General features: G+C 35.7%; 18 protein-coding genes, 4 pseudogenes and 1 riboswitch. Of the genes and pseudogenes, 5 read left to right on the top strand and 17 right to left on the bottom strand.

Annotated elements, in window-relative coordinates; all coding sequences use genetic code 11:
• Positions 1–307 precede the first annotated feature (307 nt).
• Both RE409_RS10345 and RE409_RS30655 read right to left on the bottom strand, forming a co-directional pair.
• Positions 308–589 (bottom strand): hypothetical protein, encoded by a 282-nt coding sequence (locus RE409_RS10345; RefSeq protein ID WP_201181221.1) that lies wholly within the window; start codon positions 587–589, stop codon positions 308–310.
• Positions 590–1,176: 587 nt separating this feature from the next.
• Complete coding sequence (locus tag RE409_RS30655) at positions 1,177–1,416, bottom strand: S-Ena type endospore appendage (protein WP_397444177.1); 240 nt, start codon at positions 1,414–1,416, stop codon at positions 1,177–1,179.
• Positions 1,417–1,646: 230 nt separating this feature from the next.
• Here RE409_RS30655 and RE409_RS10335 point away from each other — a divergent pair, with 230 nt between their 5' ends.
• The 3 genes and pseudogenes from RE409_RS10335 (at position 1,647) to corA (ending at position 4,627) form a co-directional block, all read left to right on the top strand.
• Positions 1,647–2,123, top strand: coding sequence for an S-Ena type endospore appendage (locus RE409_RS10335; RefSeq protein ID WP_201224955.1), 477 nt, complete (start codon positions 1,647–1,649; stop codon positions 2,121–2,123).
• Positions 2,124–2,280: 157 nt separating this feature from the next.
• Positions 2,281–2,451 (top strand): annotated as a pseudogene (locus RE409_RS10330) (cation transporter dimerization domain-containing protein); the annotation flags it as partial.
• A gap of 822 nt (positions 2,452–3,273) precedes the next feature.
• A riboswitch (M-box (ykoK) riboswitch) is annotated at positions 3,274–3,435 on the top strand.
• 220 nt (positions 3,436–3,655) lie between these two features.
• Complete coding sequence (gene corA / locus RE409_RS10325) at positions 3,656–4,627, top strand: magnesium/cobalt transporter CorA (RefSeq protein WP_201181223.1); 972 nt, start codon at positions 3,656–3,658, stop codon at positions 4,625–4,627.
• Between the two features lie 556 nt (positions 4,628–5,183).
• On the opposite strand, the gene RE409_RS10320 is transcribed toward corA, so the two are convergent.
• Positions 5,184–5,345, bottom strand: coding sequence for a hypothetical protein (locus RE409_RS10320; protein WP_200949483.1), 162 nt, complete (start codon positions 5,343–5,345; stop codon positions 5,184–5,186).
• 283 nt (positions 5,346–5,628) lie between these two features.
• Here RE409_RS10320 and RE409_RS10315 point away from each other — a divergent pair.
• Positions 5,629–7,053: pseudogene (locus RE409_RS10315) on the top strand (IS4 family transposase).
• A gap of 380 nt (positions 7,054–7,433) precedes the next feature.
• Here RE409_RS10315 and RE409_RS10310 read toward each other — a convergent pair.
• The 8 genes from RE409_RS10310 to RE409_RS10275 form a co-directional block, all read right to left on the bottom strand.
• Positions 7,434–9,740, bottom strand: coding sequence for a glycoside hydrolase (locus RE409_RS10310; protein ID WP_201181225.1), 2,307 nt, complete (start codon positions 9,738–9,740; stop codon positions 7,434–7,436).
• Positions 9,741–9,776: 36 nt separating this feature from the next.
• On the bottom strand, positions 9,777–11,078 hold the full coding sequence (locus tag RE409_RS10305) for a sensor histidine kinase (RefSeq protein WP_201181226.1): 1,302 nt from the start codon (positions 11,076–11,078) through the stop codon (positions 9,777–9,779).
• A gap of 61 nt (positions 11,079–11,139) precedes the next feature.
• A complete protein-coding gene (locus tag RE409_RS10300) occupies positions 11,140–11,787 on the bottom strand; it encodes a response regulator transcription factor (RefSeq protein ID WP_201181228.1) in 648 nt (215 codons plus the stop codon).
• Positions 11,788–11,815: 28 nt separating this feature from the next.
• Positions 11,816–12,652 carry a metallophosphoesterase gene (locus RE409_RS10295; RefSeq protein WP_201181230.1) on the bottom strand — a complete coding sequence of 279 codons (837 nt, stop codon included), beginning with the start codon at positions 12,650–12,652 and terminating at the stop codon, positions 11,816–11,818.
• A gap of 29 nt (positions 12,653–12,681) precedes the next feature.
• Positions 12,682–12,846, bottom strand: a complete 165-nt coding sequence (locus RE409_RS10290; RefSeq protein ID WP_201224958.1) for a hypothetical protein — start codon at positions 12,844–12,846, stop codon at positions 12,682–12,684.
• Between the two features lie 100 nt (positions 12,847–12,946).
• The gene (locus RE409_RS10285; RefSeq protein ID WP_309558929.1) at positions 12,947–13,846 is read right to left on the bottom strand and encodes a DHHW family protein; all 900 of its coding nucleotides are present in this window, start codon (positions 13,844–13,846) and stop codon (positions 12,947–12,949) included.
• Between the two features lie 21 nt (positions 13,847–13,867).
• On the bottom strand, positions 13,868–14,179 hold the full coding sequence (locus tag RE409_RS10280) for a DHHW family protein (RefSeq protein WP_201224960.1): 312 nt from the start codon (positions 14,177–14,179) through the stop codon (positions 13,868–13,870).
• A gap of 12 nt (positions 14,180–14,191) precedes the next feature.
• Positions 14,192–15,583, bottom strand: coding sequence for an MBOAT family O-acyltransferase (locus RE409_RS10275; RefSeq protein WP_201249739.1), 1,392 nt, complete (start codon positions 15,581–15,583; stop codon positions 14,192–14,194).
• 225 nt (positions 15,584–15,808) lie between these two features.
• Between RE409_RS10275 and RE409_RS10270 the strand changes: the two are divergent.
• Positions 15,809–17,203 (top strand): annotated as a pseudogene (locus RE409_RS10270) (IS4 family transposase); the annotation flags it as partial.
• Positions 17,204–17,591: 388 nt separating this feature from the next.
• Here RE409_RS10270 and RE409_RS10265 read toward each other — a convergent pair.
• From RE409_RS10265 to RE409_RS10240, 6 genes and pseudogenes are all read right to left on the bottom strand, one after another.
• Positions 17,592–17,693 (bottom strand): annotated as a pseudogene (locus RE409_RS10265) (recombinase family protein); the annotation flags it as partial.
• 11 nt (positions 17,694–17,704) lie between these two features.
• A complete protein-coding gene (locus RE409_RS10260) occupies positions 17,705–18,220 on the bottom strand; it encodes a DUF6262 family protein (protein WP_201181238.1) in 516 nt (171 codons plus the stop codon).
• Positions 18,221–18,243: 23 nt separating this feature from the next.
• A complete protein-coding gene (locus RE409_RS10255; protein ID WP_201181240.1) occupies positions 18,244–18,513 on the bottom strand; it encodes a hypothetical protein in 270 nt (89 codons plus the stop codon).
• A gap of 464 nt (positions 18,514–18,977) precedes the next feature.
• A complete protein-coding gene (locus RE409_RS10250) occupies positions 18,978–19,202 on the bottom strand; it encodes a YqaI family protein (RefSeq protein WP_223305321.1) in 225 nt (74 codons plus the stop codon).
• Positions 19,195–19,410 (bottom strand): hypothetical protein, encoded by a 216-nt coding sequence (locus RE409_RS10245; RefSeq protein ID WP_056523836.1) that lies wholly within the window; start codon positions 19,408–19,410, stop codon positions 19,195–19,197. Before RE409_RS10245 ends, RE409_RS10250 begins: the two co-directional genes overlap by 8 nt.
• A gap of 376 nt (positions 19,411–19,786) precedes the next feature.
• Positions 19,787–20,011, bottom strand: a complete 225-nt coding sequence (locus RE409_RS10240; RefSeq protein ID WP_309558928.1) for a helix-turn-helix transcriptional regulator — start codon at positions 20,009–20,011, stop codon at positions 19,787–19,789.
• Positions 20,012–20,057: the final 46 nt, after the last annotated feature.

Here is a 20,057-nt window from a genome sequence, read left to right as displayed (position 1 = left end):
ACAGACTTTTAATGGATCATCTTTAGGATGATATCGCATTACCGCATAGTACGAATAAACTGAGAGACTGTACTACACATATCCATACAGCCCTATTGTGAAAGCAAACGTCATTCACTGTGCGTTTATACTAAGCTTTTTCAACTAAACTACCTCTCTAGTTCCATTATAAAAAGGCTGCCACAGCAACCTCCCTTATTGAAGTAAAGAACCCGTTAGTGAAAAAAATTAACAGTATTGTTCTCTGAAAATCATATTGAATCTAGGCTTTAAAGTTATTTCGATAATATTTACATATCTGTCCGAATCACCGTGAAACAAACGAATTTTTGAATGCTCCTTTTTTCTTCCACAATTTCAATTTTATTAACAGAAAGTAATTCAATATATGACATACTTTATTTGTTTTCTTTTCCTTAACACTTAAAGTAAATTCGTGATAAAAAGGGGAAAGGATAATCTCATATATTTCTTTTTCATTTTCTAAAACAAAAGTTGATGTGTCGTAATAAAAAGCATCTGTCTCATCTTTCCTCTTAGGAATAGCTCCAAATACAGAAATTAGGTCTAATTCTTCTGGAAAATCCATTATTCTCTCTCCTATTGAGTTATAAAAAATTTTTATAATAAGTAATTCACTTTAATCTTCAGATAATCCTTCTTAAACTAAACTACCCCTTTAGTTCCAAAAAGAAAAAGCTGCCTTAAAGACAGCTCTGATCTTCAGCTAACGCACCCGTTAGTTCAACAACACAAGTATATTTAGCTTATCCATTACGCGTACCTATACGACATTCTTTTCCTTGAATACATTGAAATGTGGACAAGGAAAGTAGGTGTAGATTATTAGGATTTAATGTTAACTGACTTTCTCAATACCCATACGCATGCCGAGGAAACCAAATCCTCAAAGTCCCATGCCGAGCCACGAAGGATATTGCCATGTTGCAATGGATCCTGCATCATTCCCATCCTTCTGTTACCTTGCGGTATATCGGCATTACCGAAGAAGAAACGAATAATGCCTAGAAAACATATTTAGTGTCTTTCACTAAGACTTAAAGCTTGAAATTTAAGATACAAACGAGTTCTTGAACTATTTTTCTAAAAAAACACTTTAGTCAAAGTTGGTAAAATTCTCTTTCCAATCAGTAGTTTGCAGCCGGCTGTAGAAAATTAGAACATTAAAGTGTAATGGATATCCAACTCCATAGAACCAGTACAATATATATCATTATTGGATTGACTTTTACATAAGATTTTTACGGATTTTAGATTAGCGACAATTGCAGTAAACGATGAATTCGGAGCAACATCAATATCCTCATGATCATTGGACAATTTTGTTATGGTAACTTGCATTGCACATGAATTACTAGTGTTTATTATTGTGATGGTTCCCGAAGGATTTTTTATATTGGAATCCGACGAGGCACAAAATACGTTTGAGTCGTAACGTCATCACATTTTTGGTTAATGGGAACACATCTGTGTATGCAAATAAGCTTTTTCCGGGGACATTTTCTACTCCGTTTTTTCTTTTTGGAGTGACAGATACATTCGCAATCTTTGTTTTTTTTTCGTTTGCACTTCTTTCCCATAAAGCCAGCTCCCCCCATATAACTTTGTATGAGGAATTCAGCCGAATGCACCACAACAAACATCCATTTTTCGGGAAAATAGGCCTTGTACCAGTTAAAAATGTACAGGCTTTACATACGATGAAAAGAGGTGGTGATATTATGTGTGGAAATTCATCAAGTTCTGCCGTGTTTAATTTTTGTAATAATGTGTCCAAGCAAATTGTCAACATTCAACAATGTAATCCCATTTTCCAACCTACTCCGAGCGTTACTCCTCTTACCTACTTTACTAATCCAACGGGGTTAGTAATAAATGGTTCATTTACCGTAGTTAATACCAGTACTTCTTCCGTCTTTAATGTTGACTATACAACGGGAGTCACGACATCAACCATCGTTGTTACACCTGGTCGCTCGGAAACGATCTTCGTTGAAGATTTGAAAACCATTACTATCGAAAGTCTTACAGGAGCAACACCTGAAGCCAACGCAACAGGAAGTTTAGTATTAGATTTGCACTATTGCGTAAAATGCGCTTAGTTAAGACGAATAATCCAATTCACCATTGAGCCTTTGAATTTCTGCTTTATGATTATTCAGGATACGGCGGCGGTTACGAAGGCTGCTGCAAAATAGTATGAAAAAAGCCGACCTTTATTGGTCGGCTTCTTCAGCTAACCTGCCCCGTTAGTTGCATAAAAAAATTAAAGAGCGAAACTACGGAAATAATGAAGTGATAGATGTTGTCATTCTTGTTAATTCTACGTTAGATATCAAAGAAGCTCATGATATTTCACCCCATGTGGAGGAAATAATAGTTAAAGATTACGGAGTGTATCGTGTTCATGTCCATGTAGAGCCAAATTAATAAGTTAGCAATTAATATGTTATCTTTCTTCTATTTGCAACTCCCGTGTGCTAGGATTGTTCTTTCATAATAGATCGCTTCAATGGAGTAATGAAAAAAGGCTATTTTCTCAATTTAATGTGAGAAATTAGCCTTTTTAATATTGTAATTTCCTTAACGTTGTAAAACCGCATTTTCCTGACGCTACCCCTTAAAGAAAAAAATAAACCTCTTTTTTAAACGGCACTGAATTAGTACCATAACCCGTCCTTCAAAAAATATCTGCAAATACTCTGTTTAAATCTTAATAAACAATTAGTTCCAAAGTGATTATCAATAAGGTTGGAGGTGCGATAGCTAATCTTCCTCCAATCTTTTATTTAACAAAGTCTCGCTGTTTTTAATAAGTCATTCAAACAAGCAAGCTAGTTTACATAAACCACCTTATCAGAAGTAAATCCATTGGAACCCTCGATTCCAATGAATTTTTCTATTTAGGTACTTGTCCAAACTCTTTTCATCCTTTTACATAAACTGGTGATATAACCTCTTCTAACGCAAACATGATTTAAATAAAAAAGTATTATTATCATTTATCCCCTCAAGCGACTGGAGCTACTGAAGACACAGGACCAACCTTTTTAGCAGCCATCATGTTACCGGGGAACTCATCTTAATAGTATTCTTTATCACTAAATAACGCTTGAAACTCCTTATCATCTGCGAAACATCGAAAAACAAATCCATTGAGCAATCTTGTCTTACCCAAACAATTACCTCTATAAATGGAGTGAACTCATCTTTTAATGGTTATTTTCTAACCTTAGGGTTAACTTTAGTTGAATAGTCTTCTGTTAGGTGAGGCTCCTGTATAGAGATACGTTGCATCCCAAAAATGTCGAAAGGCGCAGATGGGTCAACAGGAAAAATCGGATTATGGTTTTTCTTAATGTAGCTGGTAAAACCTATGCTATACAATGCTAAAACTCAACAAGGGGAGAACATTTAAGCATTTTTTTTTGTTTTTTATGGGCTCCTTTCTGTGTGAAAGGAGCCTTTATATTTTGGAGGTGAGGAATGCATGGGCACTGACGACCCCAATTCGTTGGAAAAACGCAAGTCGACAACAAGAAAGAGGCAACGAAGGTGTTCATGTCCTCTTGTAACAACTAAGAAGACTCATAACCTTTAATGCCTTGATCTATAACGCGAGGTGTAATGTAATATGATTAAAATGTATTTATACGATCATGAGAACCAAGAGATGACCACTGAGTTTAACCTATCTAACGTGCAAGAGCATTTAAAACATCCTAATAATTTGTTGTGGATCGATATTTACGATGTAAAAACCCCTGAATTATATAAAGTGGCAAAGATTTTTGATTTTCACCCTTTAGCAATTGAGGATTGCCTGCATGACAGTCCTCGGGCTAAGATTGACAACTACGAAGATTACCAGTTCTTCGTTTTACATGCCCTTCGGTATAACGAGGAAGAAGATAAGGAAATTACGACCCTAGAGTTAAACGTATTTGTCGGCCCCAATTACGTAGTGACAATCCATAAAGAAAAATTGAAATGGCTTGGCCAGATGGATGTGATTTGTTCTAAGAACACAAAATACATGGATAAGAGTGCAGATTTTCTTTTGTATGCTCTTGTAGACGGCATAACGGATGAATACTTTCCGATTCTTGACCGCATTAACATCCGTATTGATGAACTAGAAGATGAGATTTACGATGAAGAAATAAGGGGAGTGACAGAAGAATTCCTTGCACTAAAAAGAACAATCATTTTAATTCGACGCGTCATCCTTCCTCAGCGTAGGATCTTCATGACTGTGGACGGAAAGTGGAAGTTTGAAATACGGGAAGAAAATGCGCCGTTTTATGTGGATTTAATTGACCATCTCGAGAGGATAGTGGACTCTACTGAAACGTACAGAGATCTTGTAAACAGTGCTTTGGAGACGTATTATTCCATTATTAACGCAAAATCCTCTGAAAAGTTAAACGTTTTGACCATCATTTCAACCGTAATGTTACCATTAACTTTCGTAACCGGTTTTTTTGGAATGAATGTTCCTTTACCCTATCAAGATTCTCCATTCTCAACGATTATCATTTTAGGGATCTTAGTCATTTTAACCTGGGGCATGTGGAAATACTTTAAAAAAAATCGCCTGTTATAATTATAAAATATTCAAATTAAAGAGGTCTCCAAAAGGTGTAATCTTTTGAGTACCTTCGGATAAAATGGGTACCCATTTCAAAAGAGGTTGGGTACCTTTTATTTAGATAAAAATGTTCCTGCAAACTCATGGAAATCAACACCTAATTTTATTTATTCATAGTTCGTAAAAGTTAATGTTAATTTGCGAACGTTCGCAAACTGTTTTATTACTAAAACGAACACTAAAGCTGGCTGTTTTGTAAAGAAATAGCACCGTTCAGAATTGTCTACTTTTACGAACCTACAGCTTTCATAATTAGATAAATAAAGATGAAATAGAAAAAGCTCTAGTGGTAAATCTAGGGCTTTTTATTGATCATCTAGCAAACCCTTGCTACATCAAGGTTGTATAAAATCCTGAATAAAGGATAAAAAACACACAAACGCCAAACTATTGAACCATATGGGTTTGGCGTTTTTGCTATCTTCTTATAGTTGACTTTATGTTAACTAGTATAGAGCATTCATGTGTTCCTTAGAAACCTTATTCAGCAAAAGGGCCAAATTGCAGAAGATCATTTTCCAATCAGTCTCGTTAAAGCTATCCCAAGAAATCCAACACCCATTCCTATCAGCCATCCGTTGTGGGAACTTCCTAACAAATCTCCCACTCCTCCACCAAGAAACATGCAGCCAACGAATACTAATCCTCCAACGCCCCATTTCTTCCGATCCATAATTCGATCACATCCTTTCAATAAAACATATGCTTTTAGCTAACTAACCTTTCTTGAATATGATATGTTAATTATTTTGCTAGAGGTGGTATAGTTGTTTGGCTTAGGATCAGCAATGGTCAGGGAATTCAAAAGATGGAAATTGACGACTTTGAAGGCATTGTAGGAGGTGAATTTAAATATTGAATTTAAGGGGGATAAGAAATGAAGAAAATAACAAAATTTTTCTTCTTTTCGCTATTGATATTACTTTTCTTAAACGGATGTAATTCAAATAATGTAAATGAGGATATATTTCAATTTAAAGATTCTTTCTGAAGAATTACAACGCTTTCTATCTCCAATAGTCCTACAAGATCTCGCCAAACAAGTTGGTTTTGTGCAGCGATCCAGTAAATATCAAGCAGATGAACTCATCGCCATTTGCGTTTGGCTCAGCCAAGAAGTCGCTAGTACATCGCTTACGGCAACTATGTAGTCGATTACAGGCTTCGACGGGCGTACTCATGAGCCCAGAAGGACTGAATCAACGCTTAATCCAACAGCTGTCGCATTTATTCGAGAAGTCTTTACTTTACTCCTTACACAGAAACTCTGTGCTACAAAATCGCTAACTTCACGTATCATTTCTGTTTTCAAACGTATTCGGATTCTAGATGCGACGGTGTTTCAGCTACCTGATTCCTTCGCCACTGATTATCAAGGCTCTGGAGGGAGTAGTAACACGGCTGGTGTGAAAATCCAACTTGAATACGATCTGCTTAGTGGCCAATTCTTAAATGTGCAGCTAGGGCCAGGAAAAAATAACGACAAAACATATGATGCGGATTGCCTTGAAAGTGTCGAGGCAGGCGATTTATGCCTGCGTGACTTAGGTTATTTTGATTTGCGAGATTTACAAGCGATTCATGAGTTGAGAGCCTATTATATATCTCGTTTGAAATTAAATACATGTATTTATGTGAAAAATCTGGAACCAGAGTATTTCAAAAATGGCACGTTGAAAAAGCAAACAGAATATACTCAGCTCGATATGGTACAGATCATGGAGGAACTGGAACCAGGTGAGACCATTGAAATCCCGGAAGCTTACATTGGCCAGATTCAGAAATTACCGACACATGTAATCATCCACCGATTAACGAATGATCAAACCGAAACACGACTAAAAAACCAAGCCGTACGTGAGAAAAAGAACAGTATTGTCATGAAGGACAAAAGTAAGCGGCTAATGGGAATCAACGTATACATCACGAACACATCACCGGAAGAAGTGCCAACAGAATATGTACATCCGTTATATTCGTTACGTTGGCAGATTGAAATGTTATTTAAAACATGGAAGTCGTTCTTTGAAATCGACTAGTGTAAAAATATCAAAAAAGAACGCCTAGAATGCCATTTATATGGGCAACTCATCGGTATTCTCCTTTGTTCTTCTACGATGTTTCAAATGCGACAGCTTCTACTTGAAAAGAAAAAGCAAGAGCTGAGTGAATACAAAGCGATTTACATGATTAAAGATTACTTTCCGTTACTGTTTCGAGCAATGAAAGATGACCCAAATGAACTTGTAACGATTCTGCATCGCCTTTATCAGCTACTCAAAAAGAACGGTCGTAAATGTCATCGATATAAGAAGCAGACCGTTTTTGATAATCTAGGGGTTGTGTATGAAAAGACGGTGAAGCCTAGACAAGCTGCCTAGCAAAAAAATCATATTTTAGTAGGCTTCTTTGGCGTGCCTACTTCTCCATCACTCGCTCGTTTTGCGACAATGGGCATTTTATATCTAGTCATTTCCGTTGTTAGCTTGATGGGTATGTGACTGGACCCCTAATAAATCAAAATGGGTTTAACTGTGTAGAAAGTAATTTACTTTTTAAAAAAGGCATCGTTCGCTCAAAAAAATGAGTAAACAACGCCTTTTGATTCACATGGACTTTTCCAATGGCCTCTTACATTTAAGCTGATAATATGCTTTTTAAACTAGCGATAAGTTGTGGTAAAAGCAGCCAACCAAGGATTCAGTCTCTTGGAAGATTGTCTCATGAAAAATAAGGAATTAGAATGTTGCCGATTTCACGCTTACTTTTTCGGTGTATAGATAGTATTACTATTTCCATCAATAATTAACAATGATTTTCCTGGTATTGTCTCACCCTGAAAATTAAACTCATCTTCCGAAAAATTGGCTACTACACTTAATGCTTCACCAAATTCAGTCATTTGAACTAGCCTATCATCTGATATAATTTTAAAACCCGTCATTTCTTCAGTTATTGCTTTTTTGCTAAAATTTGACCATACCTTAGAATGTCTTACTATTGTTTCTTTATGTTTTTCCCACTCATGTTTATCTATATGATATAAAGGAGGTACATTATAAAGTACTTCATACAACATCCTATTTGATATTTCATCTTCTATTTTTAAGGTTCCCCATCCCCACCAATAAGTCGTGATCACTGAATCGTTGTAAACCAACTTATACAATGGGATTGTGTAGTTTGAATCCAAAAATAACTTCTTGTACTTATTCTTTAAAGGTATTTGTTTTGAAAACAATTCTGGAACTCCACCAGTACTCGAATAGTATCTCCCTACATAGTAGTCACTTTCTTTGTTTTTGCTCATATCCTTATCCATCCAAGAAAATGATGGCGTTTCTATTCCATGTGCAAAAGCAACATTTTTGTTAGCAAAATCATTGCCGCCCTCAGTTCCAACTACCATATTCCATTCTTTTTGCAGATACTCCATTCTCTTAATTCTTGCATGAATATCTTCCTCTTCAGTAGTCACATGTTCTGGCGTATAGTCATCATAGATCTCCCCAGTGCCGTCCGTGTCTAAAAACCATGAATTAAATGCTAAACCAGTATTTAAAATTGAAGTTACTCTTTCTTTTACACTAGGCATTGCAAGCGTCGGATTCAACTTTCTACCTTCACCTTGGAATCCTTCAATCTTATTCCCATCTTTTTTGGTTACAGTTGCATTCTCATAAAGTGAAGTATCTTTAAACTTAGCAGTTTCCCACTTCTCTTTACCTGGTTCATGGATTGAATGATACGAATCATAGGTACCAATTAAATAGCCCATATCTTCGGCTTCTGTTACTAGCTCCGGTTTAATAAATCCTTCCTGCCAGTCATCCAAACCAATCCACATTTTTTCTAGCCCTGAATCCTTCATATCCTTTATCACTTCTACAGTATTTGCATCTGCCCACTGCTCTATTGGGTCAACTGCATTTCCAAGTACGCTTTTTAATAATCTCTTATTTAGGTCAATTAATTCAACAGCATTTATATTGTCTATTCCTTTGTTCAATAATTCCTGTGTTTCTTTATCTGCTTCAGTAAAAATTTCTGGATTATAGAATTCTTTTAGCTGAATTAAAGCACTTAAGCCTTTGACAATTCTATTTTTAGTATATTTGTCTACATAGTCTAAGTTATTTAAATCATTAAAGGCCGATGAAAGTTCTGAACCATCCTCAACTTTAGTATTTAGTAACCTCTGAATCCATAATTTCAGTTTTTCAGGGATAGCGTCTCTCAGTATAGCCCATTCTATATTTTCCTCTGAAATCACAGTTCTATTCCAAAAATAAGCATGTGGGGCACCATAAAGCTTTTCAATATTACTATTTTCTCCCGTCTTTTCGCCCAAGGTTTTGAAGTCCCCTTGTTCAACCAAATAATTTTTATAAGTCTTTGCAACATCTACTGGATCTTTTTTCGTTACATATATTCTAAAACCATATTCCTTCTGTTCGTTAATAGCTGGAAATTCATGATTAAAAGTAAACTCAATATCATTTTTTGTCTTAAAATTAATTTCACTATTATAAGGATTTTTAATTATATAGACTAGTGAATACTCACTTTTTTCAACTGCAAAAAACTGCATAGAGAAAGCCTCAATCACCTTCATTTTTTCTTCACTTAAATATTCTTTCCAAATAGAATCATTGCTTGGAATATACTTCCCTTGATTTAACGGGAGCATATATCCATCACCTTTCACTTTCGGCCACGCGAACATGTTATCTCCATCTTTGTTAGATATTATGGATACATCTACATACTCATCTTTTTTTTCAATTTCAACATCAATTTCCTTTTCTAAATAGCTCCAGGTAATAGTATCTCCACTGTCTTCTAAATTTGAAACCTCCATTTTCTCCAGTGGTTCCGATGCTCTTTCAATAGTTCCATTGGACTCTACCTCAAACGCTAAAGTTTCTGGATCCACACTAAAGTTAAAGTCTAAATTATCTATCTGTGAATGGACCTCTTTGCTAGGTATATTTTTGTCCTTCACACAGCCGGTAAGGACACTCGTTGCAATTGTAGCGATTAACATGATTGATAGTATTTTTTTCATGTATTGCACCTCCATAACTAGTGTAATCCCGGTGTGTTACACGAATGTTACAAAAAACACTAATCTATTATTTTTTAATTCAAATCCAAAATCGAAATTATGATGATCCAAGATGGTCTTGATAATCGGTAATCCCAAACCTGTGCCAGAAAGCTCCTTACTTCTTGATTTTTCTAATACATAAAAAGGTCTCCATATACTGTCCAAATCACTTTCTTCCATGTCGCCAACCCCGTTAGCAATTGTCAACTTCACGCCATTAGCCTCTCTAGTTAACGTAATGTCGATTCGCTTATCATTGGAATATTTAATTGCATTCGTAACTAAATTATCGAGAACAACATCTATTCCTTCTTTGTCTGCACTAACAAAATATTCTTCACTCGCATCAAAATGCAAGGAACAATCAATATCATTTTCCTTTAGAATCAACATGTATTTCTCCATAATATCTACCATTCTTTTACCCAAATCAAAATTAGATTTGGTATATGCGCTACTTTCTAATTCTGTCCAAAACAACATCTTTTCAATTAAGACATCCATTTTCTCAATCTGTTCTTCAATTATATCTCTAAATGTTCCGTCATCTAAACCGTCCACTATACCTTGTTCATACACTTTCACTATGGATAGTGGCGTTTTTAACTCATGGGACACATCTGACATTAATTCTTTCAATCGCTTATTTTGACCATTGATTTCATCATGGGCTTTCTCTAATTTTTCACTCATACTATTTATACTTTTTGCAAGATCGCCTACCTCATCATTGGTGTTAATCTCTTCTTTCCTGAATTTCAAATCAGCTATATCCTGAGACAAAACTTTCAAGGATTCTAAAGGTCTTGTAATTTTTTTAGATAGAATGACTACTAAAGAAACAATCAATAGTACTGAAATAGTCATTAGAAATATATTCAATCGATTGATGATTAAAATTGTTTCTTCCATATGTGGTAATGGCAATGCTATGGCAATAATAAAATGATCTATCTTGATAAATTTAGTTAGAACTTTATATTTGCTTACGCCTTGGTCATAGATTTTATTCACACTGTTGTTCTGCAAAGTATGTAACGTACTTTCCGTAATCCAAAATTTGTTTAGCTTTAATTTCTTCCTTTCAAATTCTGATTTTATGTTGTCATTCAGTCGATCCAAATTGCCACCGATTTCTGAATACACTATGGTTACGGCGTGTTCCTCTTCTATGCGTTCCAAGTCGTTCACAAAATTATTTTCAGATACACTACGTATATCGCTCGCTATCTTGTCTAAAATCTTCCTTTGCTCATAGATGTAATATCTGTCTACCAGGAAAATATTTGCTACCATCGAAAATATAAAAGTGCAAATAACAATGGATGACACACCAACTGAAAACTTGCTCCCGATTTTAATCTTCCTTCACCTCCAGACAATAGCCCACACCTCGGTAAGTTTTGATAATATCAGTACCGATTTTAGTTCTTAGTCTCCGGATATGCGTATCGACTGTTCGAAGATCACCATCATAATCCATGCCCCAAACGCTATCAACCAGCCTGTCCCTCGATAAAATAACACCTTTATTTCTACTGAAAAACAGCAACAAATCATATTCAATCTTGGTAAGCTGTAATAATTCTTCGTGCTTGTATGCTTTTTTTTCATGCTCCATTATCCTAATATCTCTTACTTTAATTTCTTCGCTATTATTCATAAGTTTTTTAGCTCTTAATAGTAGTATTTGTGGATCAAATGGCTTCTTAATATATTCATCAGCCCCATTATGTAAGGCCTTTATTTCATCTTCCGTTTGACCTTTCGCTGTTAATATCAGAACTTTAGTCTGGCTATTATCCTTGATATATTTACATACCTCTATACCATCAATTTTCGGCATCATCCAATCCAAAATAGCTAACTCGATCTTGGTCGATTCAAATATATCCAATGCTTCCTGCCCATCATTAGCCGTCAGGACATTGAAGCCTTCCTTTTTGAAATAGGTTGAAAGTATCTTAACCATTTGCGGCTCATCATCTGCGATTAAAACAGCCATTTCTTATTCCTCCTTCGGCATTTAAGTTTTACATAGCTAAGTCAAACACTGATAGCTCCGGAGGGTTCCAAAATCTCACAGCTATCTTCGTCGTGCCGATTCCTCTATTTACATACAGATATGTGTCCGTCGCTAACTGATACATCCCTTTTGTGTATATCTTCGCAAAAGGGGGTGTCACCAGAGGACCAAATAACGGGACAACCACTTGCCCGCCATGACTGTGTCCCGCCAAGGCTAAATCGAAACGATCTGCCTCTATTTCGTCTACAAGATCCGGCTCATGCAGCAGTAACAATTTGGCTTCCTGGCTGTTAACACCCGCAAATGATTTTTCAATATCTGGGTGTCCAAGCATCGCATCATCCAACCCTATAATCGTTACTAACTGTCCACCGTCAAGTTCAATGACACTATTCTGATTTTTAAGTAGCTTAAATCCTGATTTTATCATAATGTCTTCATAAAACCTGACCCCGCCACCTCCGTAATCATGGTTTCCCCAAATAGCATATTTGCCATATCTACTATTTAGTTTACCCAATATGCCACTTATTTCTGACCTTCCCTCGAACTCAGATACTACATCTATGAGATCGCCCGTAAAAGCGATGATGTCAGGTTCAAGCTCGTTTATTCTATCGACCAGTTTCTCTAGCTGGTGTAATGAATAATTAGGACCCAAATGCACATCTGAAAACTGAACAACTCTGATAGATTCCCGACTTTCCGATGACAGCTCTACTTCAAATTCCCTTGTCACCAAACGTTTTGGCTCTATTTTACATGCAGAAACAATGATTCCTATTACGACTATGCTTAGGATGAACAAGCATTTGATAACTCTCCAAATTACTCTTTTCAAAGTCACACTACCTCTCTTATGTATGAAGACTAACTACTACCATACATTCTCAGTGTGACAACAATGTTACAAGCAAAAACTGCCACAACCTTAAAGGCTGTGGCAGTTCGATCTTTTAAGTGTTTGTAATCTACGCATCCGCAATCAAAGACGTACATGGTTTCCTCACTTGGAATAGGCTTCTGCTTTTTCACTGTAATCCTTCAAGTGTTTTCACAATTTTCTCCGTATTAGCAGCAAATATATTATTGATGAATAATACTTCTTTTACCTCTTCTTCATTTACTAATTTCGTTAAACTACTATTGTATCCACTACATATATTTCGTCATAATGAGGTATTAAAAATGGCACAAATGCATTTCCATAAGACTCTTTTACAACGACTAGTTTTCTCCCTTTATTACTATCATTATTTTGAATTTTAATCATTGGAAAATCTCCATGTAAAAATATAGAGTAAGCATTTACACCATTTGCATAATCGGCATATAACGTTGAAGGTACTGCTGTATCTTCTTTCCCTTTTTCATAACGAAATACCTTGTAATCAACGGGAATCTTGTAATAATCAATAACATCTTTATTCTCTTTTAGTTTAGTATCTTGAGTTTGTGTAAATAATGTACCTAAAAAATCTTTCTTAGAATATTTTTCGTATTCATCTAATGACTTCGCTTTAAATCCTGCTTCTTTCGCGAATTGTTCGTAAGCGTAATATGCACCTAGTGATGTCCAATGATGATCCGTATTAAAATATAAATACTCATTTTTATGTTTTTCTAATGCTTTATACGCATCGACTGTCTTAATTTCACTATTAAGATTGTCATAAATTTTATCAATAACAGGTTTTTGCGGTTTGGACATATGTTGATACTTTTTCGGTAGCGCAAATTCTACACTTGTTGGAACTACCATATTATATACTTCTACTTGCTCTCCTAGAGCTTGTTTCATACTTGAAATAGTATTGGAATATCGCTTTTCAGTTTCTTCATTTCCGTAAAAAATTTCGACTGCTCGATCGCCGAGTGTAATAATGGTGCCGGATTTTTCAGCAGTGGTATTCTCTGGAACTTCTTGTTTATTATCTTCAACAATGCTCCCCTTACTTTCATTTTCTATGTCTTTAGAAGCACATCCTGCAACTAGTAGGGTCGCAATTGCTGAAACTATCATATATTTTTTCATTGTTTTTAAATGTCCTTTTGTTTATTTCTCTATATTGTATATTTGTATCTCATCTGTTCCTAATCGTATTCCTTTTGCATTACTATAAAGGGAATTCAACTCAATCAGCTGCTCACGAAATGGAAATGCATCATTCACATATACATCTATTTGTTTGGAATAACTTTTATTTAGAAAGTTTTCCGCTGAATAAGTAGGGAAGGATGTTAATTGACGTCTTTCATTTTCAGAAATGTTATCTGTTGGTAATATAATGAATAATGTAAAGCCCACTATTACAATTCCAACCATAATACCGATATGGATTATCTCGAATTTATTACCGGTTTTCATTCATTACTCTCCTTAAAATCTGAAATAAAGAAATGGATTATAGCTTTCACTAATCAGAACAGCTGTACACAGGATTAGAATCATAACATTCCCAGTAATCAAGCAACCTTTATACATAGCACCTTTGAAAACCTTTTTCCCAATGACTTTGATTAGTGGTGTACATAATAAAATAGCAATCACTATCCAGAAAATATTATTAGTGACAATAATATATAACTCAGTACTAGCGAAGCTTTGATTAGCAAAACCAAAGAGAACTTTTAAATAAGAGAAAGCATCATTCATGTTAGTAAAGTAGAAGAAAGTCCATCCTATAATTACAACCACTAGTAAATAGCAGTGTGAAACAATTCTCGGCAGTTTTTCTAAAACTCTTCCTATCATTTTTTTCTCTAAGTAAATTAAAACCCCAAAATATAGTCCCCAAACAACAAAGTTCCAGCTAGCGCCATGCCAAATTCCAGTTAGAAACCATACAATCATCAAATTAAAAAATTCATTCTTTCGGTTTCCACCAAGTGGGATATACACATAGTCTCGAAAGAAACTACCTAAAGATATATGCCAACGTCTCCAAAATTCTGTAGCAGATCGTGAAATATATGGATAGTTAAAATTCTCTTTATATTCGAAGCCAAATATTTTTCCTAACCCTATAGCCATATCTGAGTATCCGGAAAAATCAAAGTAGATTTGCAGCGTAAACATCGCAATACCAAACCATGCTTCTGTTACGGTTAAACTTTCCGAAGAACGATCCATAAACATCGTGGCATAACTACCAGCTGTATTAGCTAGCAATACTTTTTTTCCTAATCCAATTATAAATCGATTCACACCATCACTAATTTGGCTAATATTTGTAGTTCGATGCTCTATTTGTTTAGCAATATCCGCATATCTAACAATCGGTCCCGCCACTAGCTGTGGAAATAATGACACATACAAAAGGAAAGTCGAAAATTTTCTTTGTGCCTGTACTTTTCCTCGATACACATCCACTGTGTAAGAGATTGTTTGGAAGGTATAAAAAGATATACCAATTGGTAATGCAACATCGGGTATTTGGAACGACGTATTAAAAATAAGATTAATATTTCCATAGATGAAAGCACTATATTTAAATGCTATTAGCAAAGAAAGATTTAATATAATGGAAGAAACAACACCGTATTTAGCCCATTTCGTTCCATGAAATCTTTCAATATACAATCCATGACAATAATCAACACAACTACTAATAAGTAATAGGACAATCCATACTGGCTCACCCCAAGCATAAAAACATAATGATGTTATTAACAAAATGATGTTTCTAAAGCTTCTATTTTTCACTGAGTAATACAGTATTATATTGATTGGTAGAAATAAATAAATGAACAAAAGACTTGAAAAAACCATCGTATCCTCCTTTCATTTACATAGTAACAATCCTCTGTGACAGCAATGTTACAAACAAAAAACTGCCACAACCTAAAAGGCTGTGGCAGTTCGATCTTCTAATGTCCAAATATCAATATCCACTTTTTTTGTCTTCTTCTATGCTTTTTCAAATGCATCGAGATAAATAAATGAAAAAACGCTATGCTTATCATAAGAAGTTTACGAGAAAGGATGGTGTTTTTTATGAATCCTATCAACTCCAGTGAACTGACACTTTTCGCACAAGAATTACAACGCTTTCTATCTCCAATAGTCCTACAAGAAACTGCCAAACAAGTTGATTTTGTGCAACGATCTAGTAAGTATCAAGCAAATGAACTCATCGCCCTTTGCGTTTGGCTCAGCCAAGAAGTCGCTAGTACATCGCTTACGCAACTATGTAGTCGGTTAGAGGCTTCGACGGGTGTACTAATGAGCCAAGAGGGACTCAATTAACGCTTTAATCCAGCAGCTGTCGCATTCCTTCGAGAAGTCTTTACTTCACTCCTAACACAAAAACTTTGTGCGACACAATCGCTATCTTCACACATGATTTCATCTTTCGAACGTATTCGGATTTTAGATGCGACTGTGTTTCAGCTACCTGATTCTTTCCCACTGACTATCAAGGTTCAGGTGGGAGTAGTAATACGACAGGCGTGAAAATTCAATTGGAATATGATTTACTAAGTGGTCAATTTCTTAACGTGCAACTTGGACCAGGAAAGAATTGATAAAACATACGGTACCATCTGTCTTGAAACCGTAGGGGCTGGCGATTTATGTTTGCGTGATCTTGGTTACTTCGATTTAGGAGACTTACAAGCCATTCATGATAAAGAGGCTTACTATATCTCGCGGTTGAAGCTGAATACCCGCATTTAAATTAAAAACCCTGAGCCAGAATACTTCAAAAATAGCACGTTAAAAAAGCAAACAGAATACATCCAGCTTGATATGACACAAATGATGTCTGGTCTAACCCCTGGTGACACGATGGAAATACCCGAGGCATACATTGAACAAAATCAGAAGCTTCCAGCACGTGTCATTATCCATCGTTTAACCGACGATCAAACGCAAACACGCCTGAAAAATCAAGCGATACGTGAAAAGAAGAAAGGCATTGTCATGAAAGATAAAAGTAAACGTTTAATGGGCATGAATGTATATATCACGAACACGTCGCTAGAAGAAATACCGACGGACTACGTGCATTCATTGTATTCACTTCGTTGGCAGATTGAAAAACTAGATCAAGAGGTTGCCCAAAGAGTTAGTGTGTATCAAGAAAACATAGAACGACTGGATTCAATACCTGGAATTGCCACTCGAATGGCAGAACAAATTCTAGCTGAAATCGGAACGGACGTTGAAAAACAGTTCGAAAGTGCAGCCAGATTATGTTCATGGGCCGCCCTCGTACCAGGACACAATGAAAGTGCAGGAAAAAGGAAATCAACCAGAGGCAAAAAGGGAAATAAATATTTAAAATCTGCTTTAACTGAAGCTGCTCATTCAGTTGGAGCCTCCAAAAACTATCTTGGCGCTCTATACAGACGGACAGCTGCGCGAAAAGGAAGAAAACGAGCTGGAATTGTCGAAGAAACAAAAGTAACCCCATTTCTTTTAATTGGTTTGATCGCAATAATTCCTTTATTTATTTACTTAACAGAAACATTAATAACTTTGCTATCTGGCATAATACCTGTCATTGATAAAATACCTTCCATTATCGTGTTTATTGGTCTGCTATATCCTTTGTATGCCATATACGAGAGAATTAATGGACTTATTATGTTTAATAAAGGCAATTTACAATTAAAAAAACGACAGTCATAAAAGCGTGGTATTTCACGCTTTTTTTATGAGCTTCCTTATCTACTACGTAGTATGGGTCAAATGCGATATTAAAGAGAAATGTATTTTCATTCCTCTTCTAACACTCCCTCAGTTTAAGTAGCAACCTTCACAATCTCAATATCAGGCCCCCCTTTCTCAGCAGCTCAATTCCTTCACGTTGTCGCATAAGTATAAGATCTTGTTCTAATTGATTGACAGCAGCCATGACAGTAATTAAGAACTGACTGTCTGATAAAATTATTGTGGCTCGAAAGTAGCATTTTTTTTATCATCAAATTCATCTGTGTCTACTCCATGAAGATGTAGCTTTCGAAGGAGGCGCAGGTTATGGTGGAGGAGTTTAGCATGTCTCTCTTTAAGTTCTTCATAATCCTGACGATATACGCTGGAACGTGATTTCTCCTTTTCTAGAGAATTTAAGAGGCGTTCTTTTTGATGTTCATTCTTCTGCAGTTGTTGTTCTAAAAGAACAATCTGATCCTCTAACTTCTTTTGTTCCCGAAGTTGACGATTTGTATCGTGTTTACTTTGCCGTTCTTTTTCACTTTTGCTCCACGTTCTATCCCATAAAGGGCGCAAATGGGATTTATATAAAACCGTACGACTTAGACCAGAAATATCCGCGATTTTCTTTGCACTAATTCTAGTATGATCACCCTCTAAGTCTCTCAAGTACTGAACTGACCATTTGACACGCTCAATACTGTCTTCACGCATCTGCTGCTGCTTTTCTAATAATCCTTCATTAGCCATATTTTCACTCCCATTCAGGTGGTCTAAGCAGGTGGCTTGACCTGCTTTTGAAGTTTCTCTTCCTTGGATTTTTCAATACCCTTTTCACATATGTTGATAATTCTCTCTAAATAACTGGCATTGCGTACCGCATTTTCAAAATGAGCTGCTCGATTTGGATCTTTTGATGTTTGATCTATAACATTCTTCCAATGAGTTTGCTCAGCTTTATAGTCGTCATAATACTCAAGTTTTGGCACAAACCAATCACAAGCATAACACTCAATATGTACAGAAGTTCCCTTCGATTGCATCCCGTTATATCACTGCAAATTCCAACCCCTTTCTTTCCATTTGCTTCCCACGTTAAATAGCGCCTTGAATCTTTTGAGAGCTGTTGTGTCGTTCGCTCGTCGAGATTTAAAATTTTCCCACGGAACGCAACTGGGCTTTCATTTGGATACCTCAGCCCTTCAATTTTTTGGTGAATTTCTTTGTGCTTTTCCACAAGTTGACGGGTGTAATACTTTGTCTTTCCTTCATATTTGTCTTTTTATAAGGAACAAGCCCTATCTCCTACAAAGGAAAGAGGGCTCAAATATTTTTATTAATTTTATTTGCAATTTCTTCGAATGCGCCACTGTCCAATTGCTCCTAGTCTTAGTGTACTAAATAATTCATTTCATAGATTGTAATTAAATCCTTTCTTTTCGATAACTCATGTTGCCTTCCAAAAACAAATAGATTGTCTTTCTGGATTTGATCCAAGAGTTCTTTTTTAATCAGCAGTTTTAAATAAAAAACCATAAACTTCACTAAGGTAACTATCTAGGTTTACTTTCAACACAACTTCACCTGTGGATGGATCCATTACAATTGAATCACCCAATAAAATTCCATGGCCATAATAATCAATGCCTGCATGTTCTGGTTGCGCTTTAAAGCTAAGAAAACCTATCTTTAGAGTCTGAGAAATTTTTGGATGTTTGATTTCTTTAGGCACTTAACTCGCCTCCTTTATACTCGTATTTCACACCAACAACAGGTAAATTAATTTCTGTGATAAGCTCGTCCTTGCGATTAAACAATTTGAATACTCCATCGTGTAAGATAATGTCCTCAACAACTTCTCCACCAAATTCTCTACCAATCGAAATGGTATTAACAACGGCTCCTGAAACTACCTCAAATGATTTAATTTCTCTTTCCACTTTATCCACCCTCCCAATTGTTTTCTCAAATCATCATAAGTATGGATTTTTGAGAAAACTCTATTTTTAGTCTGGTTTTCCAGTGGCACGTTCGGATGATTTTCAATATAATAAAGCCGGCTTCTTCAGTCATTAACCAAAAGATAACATCACTCATATGACTTAATTCCTTTAAAACGACCATCAGCCATATTGTTATACAAGTGTTTTATTTTCCGAACTGTTAGATAGTCCATTCACCCAAAGATGTTTGAAGCAATGTTCTTTTGTATCCTAAAATGTTCGCATTTGTTCCATATAATTGAGTGGTTTTATTACCCCATTCAAAAAGGGTTGCTCAATCACTTGTTGTTAAGCCAGATAGTAAACTTGCCCCTTAACTACACTTAAAGTGTATGTTAGGGTCAAAAAAAATGATATCGTCAATCGAAAAACCAACACACTCTGCAAACAAAAAAGCCTTATCAATACGTAAAGGAATTTTATATTGCTCGTAATCGATATAGGTTCTCTTGGCCATTCCTAGCACTTTTGCCATTTCTTCTTGTGTTAAACCTTTATACTTTCTCGCCTGTTTGATTGTAAATTTTACATTTGTCACATCTTGTCACCTCCTGTCTAAAAAAAGAATATCACACTTGAAGTAT

Source organism: Peribacillus sp. R9-11 (assembly GCF_031345095.1).
Lineage (GTDB): Bacteria > Bacillota > Bacilli > Bacillales > DSM-1321 > Peribacillus > Peribacillus butanolivorans.
Note: the sequence above shows the minus strand (reverse complement) of the source record. Positions and strands in the feature narration are given on the sequence as shown.